The organism is Mesorhizobium sp. M1A.F.Ca.IN.020.06.1.1, assembly GCF_004023265.1.
GTDB lineage: Bacteria > Pseudomonadota > Alphaproteobacteria > Rhizobiales > Rhizobiaceae > Mesorhizobium.
Map to the genome: position 1 here is coordinate 1 of NZ_RZSR01000087.1, position 10522 is coordinate 10522.

10 protein-coding genes and 1 pseudogene are annotated in these 10522 nt (G+C 64.2%); 5 read left to right on the plus strand and 6 right to left on the minus strand.

Going from position 1 to position 10522, the window contains the following annotated elements:
- A partial coding sequence (locus EOA60_RS06420) for a DUF1036 domain-containing protein (RefSeq protein WP_206628102.1) occupies positions 1-322 on the minus strand: 322 nt, incomplete at its 3' end.
- Between the two features lie 214 nt (positions 323-536).
- Here EOA60_RS06420 and EOA60_RS06425 point away from each other — a divergent pair.
- The 3 genes and pseudogenes from EOA60_RS06425 (at position 537) to EOA60_RS06435 (ending at position 3063) form a co-directional block, all read left to right on the plus strand.
- Positions 537-1314: pseudogene (locus tag EOA60_RS06425) on the plus strand (N-formylglutamate amidohydrolase).
- A 29-nt stretch (positions 1315-1343) separates the two neighbouring features.
- Positions 1344-1652, plus strand: coding sequence for a DUF1244 domain-containing protein (locus EOA60_RS06430; RefSeq protein WP_067319384.1), 309 nt, complete (start codon positions 1344-1346; stop codon positions 1650-1652).
- 229 nt (positions 1653-1881) lie between these two features.
- Positions 1882-3063, plus strand: a complete 1182-nt coding sequence (locus tag EOA60_RS06435; RefSeq protein WP_127335149.1) for an MFS transporter — start codon at positions 1882-1884, stop codon at positions 3061-3063.
- Here EOA60_RS06435 and EOA60_RS06440 read toward each other — a convergent pair.
- Positions 3021-3935, minus strand: coding sequence for a LysR family transcriptional regulator (locus EOA60_RS06440; protein WP_067319388.1), 915 nt, complete (start codon positions 3933-3935; stop codon positions 3021-3023). The genes EOA60_RS06435 and EOA60_RS06440 overlap by 43 nt on opposite strands.
- A gap of 96 nt (positions 3936-4031) precedes the next feature.
- Between EOA60_RS06440 and EOA60_RS06445 the strand changes: the two genes are divergently transcribed.
- Positions 4032-4988 (plus strand): SDR family oxidoreductase, encoded by a 957-nt coding sequence (locus EOA60_RS06445; RefSeq protein WP_095824061.1) that lies wholly within the window; start codon positions 4032-4034, stop codon positions 4986-4988.
- A 64-nt stretch (positions 4989-5052) separates the two neighbouring features.
- Here the strand turns inward: EOA60_RS06445 and EOA60_RS06450 are convergent, their stop codons facing one another.
- The 3 genes from EOA60_RS06450 to EOA60_RS06460 form a co-directional block, all read right to left on the minus strand.
- Entirely contained in the window at positions 5053-5211 is a 159-nt protein-coding gene (locus EOA60_RS06450; protein WP_040991775.1) for a DUF3309 family protein, read from the minus strand.
- A 98-nt stretch (positions 5212-5309) separates the two neighbouring features.
- Positions 5310-8486, minus strand: a complete 3177-nt coding sequence (locus EOA60_RS06455; protein WP_127335148.1) for an efflux RND transporter permease subunit — start codon at positions 8484-8486, stop codon at positions 5310-5312.
- Between the two features lie 74 nt (positions 8487-8560).
- Entirely contained in the window at positions 8561-9733 is a 1173-nt protein-coding gene (locus EOA60_RS06460) for an efflux RND transporter periplasmic adaptor subunit (RefSeq protein WP_095824193.1), read from the minus strand.
- A gap of 22 nt (positions 9734-9755) precedes the next feature.
- Between EOA60_RS06460 and EOA60_RS39630 the strand changes: the two genes are divergently transcribed.
- Positions 9756-9890: a hypothetical protein gene (locus EOA60_RS39630; RefSeq protein WP_275955525.1), complete on the plus strand. Its 135-nt coding sequence runs from the start codon at positions 9756-9758 to the stop codon at positions 9888-9890.
- 211 nt (positions 9891-10101) lie between these two features.
- Here EOA60_RS39630 and EOA60_RS06465 read toward each other — a convergent pair.
- A partial coding sequence (locus EOA60_RS06465; protein WP_128311153.1) for an aldehyde dehydrogenase family protein occupies positions 10102-10522 on the minus strand: 421 nt, incomplete at its 5' end.

Consider the following 10522-nt stretch of genomic DNA (forward strand, 5'->3'; position numbering starts at 1 on the left):
GGTCCCAACGCCCGCCGCGCTCGGCGTCTTCTGCATAAAGATAGTAAAACCTTGATGACAGCGGCCCCTCGATCAGCGTCTTGCAGGTCGACCCCTCGATGTGCCACCAGCCCTCTGTGATCCAGCCGGCCTTCGCCCGATAGCCGATGCCGACGCCGACCAGGTTCTGCGTCGCGTTGCAGACGCGGAAGTCGGCGCGCGCCGGCGAGGTCGCGGCGAGCGCGCACAGGCCCGCGCCAAAGATCAGGAGCGGCAGGCTCAGGCGCTTGCGCAGCCTGCCGGCGCAACCCAATCCAAAACCCTTGGCGAACCACATCTGCATCGTCGAAGCACCTTTTCAGCAAACTCCGGGCGCATGTCAACGCGCCGTTTTATTCAATTCCAATCGATTTAGAAGGGTCCGGTGAACGATTTGGCGTCCCATCCGGGATTCTTTGCAGAAACCGTGGCCAAACAACGGCATTGCGCCTCAGTCCTCTTCGTGGAATGACGATACCACCCCGCCCGGACGCCAGCGAACAGACCGTTTTCAGCCGATGACCCGATCCACAGCTTTCGCGCCCTTCGACATCGTCGAGGGCGACCGCAAGAAGGGCATCGTGCTTCTGGCTGCCGGAAGAGTATGGCAGCCTCGGCCTGCCGGCTGCCGAGTTCGAGCGCCACATCGCCTATGACATCGGCGTCGAGACGGTGACGCGCGAGTTGGCGGCGGCGCTCGATGCGCCGGCCGTGCTGGCCGGCTTCTCCCGCCTTCTGATCGACCCCAACCGGGGCGAGGACGACCCGACGCTGATCCGCCAGCTCTATGACGGTACCGTCGTGCCGGGAAACTATCCCATGGCCGCCGAGGAGCGGGAGAGACGGCTCGACCGCTTCTACCGCCCCTATCACGACGCGGTCGGGGCGATGATTTCCTCGGTGGCGCAGGCCTCCGGCAAAGCGCCGTTCATCTTCTCGGTGCATTCCTTCACCCCTCGCATGCAAGGCTTCATCCGCCCCTGGCATGTCGGCATCTTGTGGGACCGCGACGACCGCGTTGCGCGGCCGCTGATCGACATGCTGGCCGAAGACAAGGCGCTGATCGTCGGCGACAACGAGCCCTATGACGGCGCGCTGCGCGGCGACACCATGTTCCGCCATGCCATTGTCAACGGCTATGCCCATGCCCTGCTCGAGATCCGTCAGGACCTGATCGCCGACCGCGCTGGCGCTGTTCAATGGGCGGAGCGATTGGCTCCGATCGTTGACGCCGTCGACCGCCGTGCCGATATACACGAGGTGAAGATGTTCGGCTCGCGCACCGGGCCGGCCTAAAAAACGGCCGAGAGGCCGGGGACCACGAAATGACCGAACTCAGCGAAGAACGGAAACGCGATTTCGAGGCCGCCGCCTTCCGCCGGCTGGTCGAGCATCTGCGCGCACGCGGTGACGTCCAGAACATCGACCTGATGAACCTGGCCGGCTTCTGCCGCAACTGCCTGTCGAACTGGTATCGCGAGGCGGCCGAGGCCGACGGCATTGCGCTGACAAAGGACGAATCGCGCGAGATCATCTATGGCATGCCCTATGCCGAATGGCAGGCGCTCAACCAGACCGAAGCCTCCGAGGCCAAGAAGGCTGAGTTCGAGGCCAGGCGGCCGAAGGATCATTGAACGGTCCTATTTGGCTCGCCCCTGCTGCTTTGTCATCCCAGGGTCTGCGCGCGTCGCTTCGCTCCTGCTTCGCCCATGGATGGCGAAGGAGGCGTTTCGGCCAAATCTCCAAAGTAGAGCCCATTCCTCACAGGTCCGCGCCTCTTGGTCCAACGCTTCTGCCATAGCGCTTCTTGACTACAAATTGAATCGATCTAATTTGCCGCGCAAAGCATTCGGACTTCAAACCATGAGCGTGCAAACCACAAGGCAAGCCGCGACGCGCGGCCGCTGGGCCGTTGCCGGCATTTTCCTGGCCAATGGCTTTCTCACCGGCAGCTGGGCGCCGCAGATCCCGGTGTTTCTGACCCGGCTGGACATCTCGAAATTCACCCTCGGCCTGCTGATCCTGTTGTTTGGTGTCGGCGCGGTGATGGCGATGACCTGGTGCGGCCATCTCATTTCCAGGCACGGCTCGCGCCCCGTGCTGCGCTGGTTCGGCATCTGCGGCAGTTTCGGCCTGCTGGTCGCGGCACTTGCGCCCAACGTGCCGCTCGCGGCCCTCGCGATGCTCGTCTTCGGCGGCTCGATCGGCGGCATGGACGTCGCCATGAATTCCAACGCGGTGATCGTCGAACGACGGCTCTCCCGCGCCATCATGTCGTCCTCGCATGGCTTCTGGAGCCTCGGCGGCTTCGCCGGCGGCGCGCTTGGTGGCTATTCCATTCAGAACTACGGCTATCTCACGCATGCGATTGCGGTGACGGCGCTCGCCTTTTTGGTCATCGCCTTTGCTGTTCGCTACCTCATCGCCGACGACAGGCCGCAGGCCGCCGGGCATCAGAAATTTACGCTGCCGCGGCACACAATTGTCTATCTGGTCGGGTTGATGGCGCTGCTCACCATGGTCTCAGAGGGCGCCGTGCTCGACTGGGCCGCGCTCTACCTCCAGCAGGAGCTCGGCGCCGACCTTGCGATTGCCGGCCTCGCCTATGCTGCCTTCTCCGGCGTCATGGCGCTCATGCGCTTTCTCGGCGACGGCGTGCGCAACCGCTTCGGCGCGGTGGCGACGCTGCGCGGCTCGGCGCTTGTCGCTGCCGCCGGCATGTTGGTGGCCGGCCTCTCCCCCTCGCCTTATCTTGCCATTGCCGCTTTCGCCTTCTGCGGTTTCGGCATCGCCAATATGGTGCCGATCCTGTTTTCGGCCGGCGGCAACCAGGAAGGCTTGTCGTCCGGCACCGGCATGAGCGTCGTCACCACGATGGGCTATTCAGGAATCCTGGTGGCGCCGTCGGCGATCGGCTTCGTCGCCGAGCATTCGAGCTTCGGCCCGATCTTCGTAGCGCTTTCCGGCCTGCTGGTCATCGTGCTGTTGATGGCGAACCTCGCTTACCGCGCCGAATTTGCCGCCGAGCCTGCGCCGGCGGAGTAGCGCTTCAGCTCTTCATGCAGGAAATCCGCGACGCGGCGGATGCGCATGCTGGTGCGCACGTCACGGTGCATTGCAAGCCACACCGGCAGCTCGGGCAAGGGAACCTCCGGCAACAGCTTCTCCAGTCGAGGATCGCGGCTAGCGAGCGGCTCCTGGCCGATGCCGATGCCATTGCCGGCCCGCACCGCCTCCCACAGCACGATCTGGTTGTCGGTCCTGAAGCGGAAGTTGCTGCGGCTGACCGGGATGCCAAACGCGGTGAGGCCGCGAACGATCTCATCGCTGCGGTCGAAACCGACCAAAGGATGGTCGACGAGATCGCTCGGCTTCTGCGGGCGTCCATGTCGGTCGAGATAGGATTTCGCAGCACATATGCAGAGCGCGATATCGGTGACCTTGCGCGCCATCAGCTCGTTCTGCGCCGGCCTGACCATGCGGATGGCGATGTCGGCGTCGCGCCGCAGCAGGTTCTCGACCTGGTTGGAAGCGACGATCTCGACCTCGATGCCCGGCTCTTCCTCGCCAAGGCGCGCCGTGATCTGCGGCAGCACGCAGGCCGCAACCACCTCCGAGGCAGCGATGCGCACCGTACCCTCGATCGCCTCGACCGAGCCCAGCGCAAGCAATGAGAATGCATTGGCCTGCTCGCTGACTGCCTTTCCGCGCTCGTAGAGTGCGCTGCCTGCCTCCGTCAGTTCGTAGCCGCGCCGCCCGCGCCGGAACAGCGTGACGCCGAGCGCCTGCTCCAGCTCGGCGATGTGGCGGCCGAGCGTCGGCTGGCTTGATGCGAGCTTGCGCGCGGCGGCCGAAAGGCTGCCGGTCTCGGCCACCACGACGAAGCTCTTGATCAGATTCCAGTCGAATTCATTCATTCGTTTTTGAATAACAGAGTGCCGATCTTAGTCAATTTCCATTCGACTTTGAAGACGTCAGATTAAGCGGGCAAACGCAAGCAACGGAGACGAACAATGACCAAGATCGCAATTCTGGGCGCCAATGGCCGGCTCGGACGCGTGGTTGCCAAGGCCTTCATCGACGCCGGTTTCGACGTCCGCGCCATCACCCGCACCGGCAAGGTGCCGGCCGAGCTCAAGGGCGCTATTGCCGTCGCCGGCGATGCTCTGGACCGCCAGTCGCTGATCCGCGCCACGCAAGGCGTCGACATCATCTTCAATGGCTTGAACCCGATCTATACCGACTGGGACAAATGCCTGCCGATGACCGAGAACGTCATGGCAGCCTGTCGGGCCAACGGCGCGCTGCATCTTTTCCCGGGCACTGTCTATAATTACGGCTCGCCGATGCCGCAGGTGATCACCGAGGAAACGACTTTCCATCCTACCACCGACAAGGGCCGCATCCGCGTCGCCATGGAGGAGCTTTTCCGTCGCGAAGCCGATGCGGGCCGCGTGCGCACCATTCTGCTTAGGGCCGGCGACTTCTTTGGCGGCACCGGCAGCGGCGGCTGGTTCGATCTCGTCGTCGCCGCCAAGATGGAAAAGGGGGTCTACACCGCCGCCGGCCCGGCCAAGCTCGTGCACGAATGGGCCTATCTGCCCGACTTCGCGGTGGCCTTTGTCGCACTGGCGCGCAATCTCGATAAGCTCGGCTTTTACGAGGCCATCAATTTCCCCGGCCACGCCGTCACCGATCTCGACATCAAGGCCGCCGCCGAAAAGGCGCTCGGCCGCAAGCTGAAACTCACGTTCATGCCCTGGTGGGTGCTGCGCGCCGGCAGCCCGTTCGTAACCATGTGGCGCGAGATCGTCTCGATGTCCTACCTGCGCTTCGAGCCGCACCGGCTGGCGTCAGCGCGCCTGGAAAAGGTCATCGGCGAAATCCCGCACACCCCGCTCGACCGAGCAGTGGCGGAAGCCATGCAAGACATCGGCATAACCGTCGCGCCCATGCGTCAGGCCGCCTGAGCAAAGAACAACCTCAAGATGAAAACGGCCGGACTTCAAGGCCCGACCGCAAATCGTCGTCGGTTCAGATCCTGCCCATCAAAAGCAGGATCAGCAACACTACCAGAATGACTCCCACAATCCCCGAAGGCCCATAGCCCCAGGACCGCGAGTGCGGCCATGCCGGCACGGCGCCGATCAGGATCAGGATCAGGATTATTACGAGAATTGTACCGATCGTCATTGAAAACCCTCGCCGTCTGGTTGAACTTCGAGGGAACAATGCAAAAAGCCGCCCGGTAGTTCCCGAGCGGCTTTATGTACCTGAGTTGCGAAGTCGCTCTACTCGGCGGCTTTCGGGAAGGCGACCGCCGGCTCGGCATTGGCTTCCGCTACCGGCTCGCCTGTCGAGAGCTCGCCCTTGCAGCGGCGGAACAGGCGGCTGAGCCAGCCACGCCGGGCGCCGGGCTTCACCTTGGCTCGGGTGAACACCATCAGCATCGAGGGCGTCACCACCAGCGTCAGCAAGGTGGCGAAGGACAGGCCGAAGACGATCGCCGACGACAGCGAAATCCACCACTGCGTCGATGGCGCGTTGATCGTCGTCTCGTGATGGAAGATTTCGAGACCGAGGCCGAAGGCGATCGGCAGCACGCCGAGGATGGCCGACACCGCGGTCAGGACCACCGGCCGCGCGCGCTCGCGGCAGGTCTGCAGCACGGCATCCATCTTGTCCCAGCCTTCCTCGCGCAGCCGGTCATAGGTGTCGATGAGCACGATGTTGTTGTTCACCACCACGCCGGCAAGCGCAATGACGCCGATGCCCGACATCACGATGCCGAAGGCCTCGCCTGTCAGAAGCAGCCCGAGGAACACGCCGATCGTCGCCATCACAACGCAGGACAGAACAAGCCACACGCTGGTGAACTTGTTGAACTGCGCGAGCAGCACCAGGAAGATCAGGAAGATCGCCGCGCCGAAGGCTTTGCTAAGGAAGGCGCTGGCTTCCGCGCTGTCCTCGTTGGAGCCAGCGAGCTTCCAGCGTATGCCGCTGCCGAGATCCATGTCGGCCACGGCCTTGGTGACTTCCGCCTGCACCGCTGCCACTTGCGCGCCGGCGCTGACATTGGCTTGCACCACCACGGTGCGCGCGCCGTCGATGCGGTTGAGGACGCCGACTGTCGGCTCGGGCTTCCTGACCACGAAGTTCGAGATCGGCACCGAGCCCTGCGAGGTCTGCACCCTGAGCTCGTCGAGCGTCGAGAGCGTGCGCCGGTCTTCCGGCAGACGCAGGCGAATGTCGACGGCGTCGTCGGCGCCGGCCGGCCGGTATTCCGACAGCTTGAGGCCGTTCGTTACCAGCTGCACCACCGTGCCCACCGAGGTCGGGCTGATGCCGTATTGCGCCGCCTTGGCGCGATCGACCTCAAGCGCCCAGTCGACGCCGGGCGGCGGCAGGCCGTCGGAAACATCGATCACGTTGGGGACCTTGGCGACGCGCGCGGCGACGGCGCGTGCCTTGTCGTCGAGCCCGGCCGGGTCGGCGGCCGAAAGCCTGATCTGGATCGGCTTGCCGGTCGGCGGGCCGGCCTCCGGCACGCGCACTTCGACGTCGACGCCGGGAATGCCGGCCATGACGCCACGCAAATCGTCGAGGATCTGGTTGGCGGACTTGCGCTCGCGCCAATCGACGAATTCGTACTGGATCACCCCGACCACGTCTTCCGGGATGTCCTGGCCGCCGCCTTGCGTCTTGCCGACGCGCGTGTAGACCGATTTCACGCCGGGCCAGCCGAGCAGGCGGCTTTCCGCCGTCTTGGTTGCGGCGTCCATTTCGGCCAGCGAAAGGTTGCCCCGGGCGTGCACATAGAGCAGGCCGTAATCCGGCTCGACGCTGGGGAAGAACTCGACGCCGGCGCCGTATTTCGAATAGGCGAAGCCGACGCCGACCAGCAGGCCGACGGTGAGCAGGATGACGGTGATCGGGAAACGCACCGCCTGCTTGACCAGAGCCATATACCAGCCGTCGCGATCGCTGTCCTCGTGATGCGCCGGCGCCTTGGCGAAGATGGCGCCGAGCGTCGGCGCGAAGACCAGCGCATAGAGCATCGAGGCCGACAGCGTCACGATCAGCGTGATCGGCATGTACTTCATGAAGTCGCCGATGATGCCGGGCCAGAAGAGCAGCGGCGAGAAGGCGGCGATGCGCGTCATCGTCGCTGCGATGACGGGGCCGGCCATGCGCTTGGCGGCTAGCGCGAAGGCATCGGCCTTCGGCATGCCCTCGCTCATGCGCCGCTCGGCGAATTCAGTGACGATGATGGCATCGTCGACCAGCATGCCGACCGCCAGGATGAGGCTGAACAGCACGATCATGTTGATCGTGTAGCCCATCATCGCAAGCAGCAGGATGCCGATCAGGAAGGATGACGGAATGGCGAGGCCGATGAGCAGCGAGGCGCGTCCCGACAGCGCGTAGAGGATCACGATGAACACCAGGATGACGGCGATCATCACATGGTTCTGCAGGTCGCCCAAAAGCTGGTTGACGAAGACCGACTTGTCCTGCGTGTAGGTGACGTGCATGCCTTCCGGCATCGTCTTGATGAAGGTGTCCGACACCTCCCGGACATGGTTCAGCGTGTCGATCAGGTTGGCGCCGATGCGCTTCTTCACCTCGATGGCGATCGCCGGCTTGCCGTCGAGGCGGGTCACCGTCTCGGCGTCCTTGAAGGTGGAGCGGATGGTGGCGACGTCCTTGGCCTGCACCACGGCATTGGGCGTGGCGACGACCGGCAGTTTGGCGACGTCCTCGGGCGTCTCGATCAGCGACGGCACCTTGACCGCGTATTTGCCCTCGGAGCCTTCGAGATTGCCGGCCGCGACCAGGCTGTTGGAGGCGCCGACGCCCTGGATCACCTGATCGAGCTGGAGTCCGTAGGAGGAGAGCTTCACCGGATCGATGACGACTTCGACTAGATCGTCGCGCGCGCCCTGCAGCGAGCCTTCGAGCACGCCTGGCACCTCCTCGATGCGGTCGCGCAATTCGCGCGCCGCCGACGTCAGCACGCGCTCCGGCACGTCGCCGGAAAGCGTGACGACGAGAACCGGGAACTCCGAGACGTTGACTTCAGTGACGGTCGGCTCCTCCGCCGCCTGCGGCAGGTCGGCCTTGGCGTCCTGCACCTTGCTGCGCGTGTCCTGCAGCGCGGTGGCCAGATTGGTCTGCGGCTGGAACTCGACCAGCACGTAGCCGCCGCCCTGGAAGGCGGCCGAGCGCATCTCCTTGAGCCCCTTCAGGCTCTTGAGCTTGCTTTCCATCGGCCTGAGCAGCAGCCGTTCGGAGTCCTCCGGCGATATGCCCTGGTAGATCAGGCTGACATACATCATCGGAATCGGAACGTCCGGCTCCGCTTCCTTCGGCGTCGACTGATAGGCGACCCAGCCCGCGACGAGCAGGAACATCAGCGCCGATATTGTGAGGCGGGCGTTGTGAATGGCTAGTCTGACGATGTCCATGACTTATGCCTGCTGTTTCCCTGGAAGCCGCGACATTGGCCAGCGGCGCCGGCCGAGCCGGCGCGGCGACCGCGCTATTGCGTGCCGGCGGAGGCTTCGCTGATCAGCTTGTTGATGGTTGCCTGGTCGGCCTCGACCGGCTTCACCAGATCGCCTTCCTTCACCAGTTCCTGGCCGGCGACGATGATGCGCGCGTCCTGCGGTATGCCGCCGAGCACCAGTCCCTTCGGCGTGTCGTCGACGAGGTCGATCGGGAAGAACGCCACCTTGTCGTCCTTGCCGACGGCGCGGATGCCGAGGTCGCCCTTGTCGCCCAGCGTCACCACCGAGCGCGGCAGCATGACCGCATCGGTCGGCTGGGCGCTGAGCGTGATCTCGGCCGTCATGCCGGCGGGGATGGAGCCGTCGGCATTGGGGATGGCCACCTCGACACGGAAGGTGCGGGTCTGCGAGGAGGCGTCACGGCTGATGTAGCGCACCGTGCCGGTGACTTTCTGGTCGTTGACAAGGCGCACGTTGGCCTGGTCGCCGATCTTGATGTAGCGCAGGTCGCGCTCGCTGATCTCGCCGCGCGCGATCACCGGGTCGAGCTTGAGGATGGTGGCCACCTCGCCGCCCTGCATCACCGAGCTGCCGAGCTCGACCGGCACGCGGTCGATGACCCCGTCGAAGGGCGCCTTCACTTCGTTGCGGTCGAGTTCGGCCTGCGCCGTCTCCAGCATGGACTGCGCTGCCGTCAGGTTCGACCGAGCAGTGTCGAGCTGCAGCTTGGGCAGGTTCCCGGTCTTGGCCAGCCGCTCGGCTGCGTCGAGCTCGGCCTTGCGCTGCGCCAGCAGCTGCCTGGCATTATCGACATTCGAGAGCTTCTCCTCGGCGGCAAGCATCAGTACGAGGTCGCCGGTCTTGACGTGATCGCCCTGCTTGACCGGGAGCTTGTCGATGACACCGGCGACGCGGACAGCAAGTACAGCGCGCTTGTCGGCTTCGGTCAGGCCCGAGATCCGTATCGCCCGCGCGAAGGTTTTGCGCGGCGGCGTCACCACCGCGACGGTGCGCAATGCTGCCTTCGGCTCGGCCTCCGCCGTCTTCGGCTTTTCGGCGCCGGACTGCGCGGCTTTGCCTGCTTCTCCCTCCTTCTGGTGATCGGCGGCGCTGCCCACGGACGAGAACTCGCCCGTTGCCATCCAGGCAGCGAATCCGATGAGCACAGCAATGGCTGCAAGCTTGTGAAACCTGATTTTCGGCATCGTCATTTTTTCCGTTGCAGGCTTGGGCGAGGTCGACGGTTTCGATCCCCGGGCGCGCGGCCGATATGGGGGCGCGCAGAGCCATCTTCAATTTGCCGTGATCGGCGAAGCGCGCTTCTACCGCAAAGCCGTTGCGCAAAACAGTCAGAAACTTTGATGGATTATTGCGCCGCCGAGCTCGGGGCGCTGGTTTTTTCCGCGTTTTACATGCTGGACTGCTTGGCTTTTCTCAATCGGGGCCGGCTTTTCAGCCGATCGGACACTCAATGGCAGCAGGCGTCAGTATGATGAAGAATTTTTTTGCGAAATGACATGTCGCATTGGCATGGGGCAATCAGAGGACGCGCCCAATCCGAAAATAAATCCGATCAGGTGATCAGGTTGAGCAAGCGGAACAGCCGCTCGAACGTCCGGCCATAAGGCGGCCTGAGCAGGGCACCGGCACTCAGCCTGGATTGGACGAAGATCGGCTTTTCCTTGCTGAAGGTGCGGAAGCCCCATCCGCCGTGATAGGCGCCCATGCCGCTCTCGCCGACGCCGCCGAATGGCTGCCGTTCCTGCACCAGATGCATCATGCTGTCGTTGATCGTCACGCCGCCGGCAACGGTTTCTCGCATGATCCTCTGGCGATTGGCGCTGTTCTTGCCGAACCAATAGAGGGCGAGCGGACGCTCGCCGCGGTTCACGTGATCGATTGCCTCATCTACCGCGCCGTATTCAACGATCGGCAGCACCGGCCCGAAGATTTCCTCGCGCATCAGCCGCAAACTCTCGCCGGCGTTCCTGACC

Excerpts from the sequence above, each read along its gene's own strand:
- EOA60_RS06430 (WP_067319384.1), top strand. The coding sequence starts at position 1,344 with ATGACCGAACTCAGCGAAGAACGGAAACGCGATTTCGAGGCCGCCGCC.
- EOA60_RS06435 (WP_127335149.1), top strand. The coding sequence starts at position 1,882 with ATGAGCGTGCAAACCACAAGGCAAGCCGCGACGCGCGGCCGCTGGGCC.
- EOA60_RS06440 (WP_067319388.1), bottom strand. The coding sequence starts at position 3,935 with ATGAATGAATTCGACTGGAATCTGATCAAGAGCTTCGTCGTGGTGGCC.
- EOA60_RS06445 (WP_095824061.1), top strand. The coding sequence starts at position 4,032 with ATGACCAAGATCGCAATTCTGGGCGCCAATGGCCGGCTCGGACGCGTG.
- EOA60_RS06450 (WP_040991775.1), bottom strand. The coding sequence starts at position 5,211 with ATGACGATCGGTACAATTCTCGTAATAATCCTGATCCTGATCCTGATC.
- EOA60_RS06455 (WP_127335148.1), bottom strand. The coding sequence starts at position 8,486 with ATGGACATCGTCAGACTAGCCATTCACAACGCCCGCCTCACAATATCG.
- EOA60_RS06460 (WP_095824193.1), bottom strand. The coding sequence starts at position 9,733 with ATGCCGAAAATCAGGTTTCACAAGCTTGCAGCCATTGCTGTGCTCATC.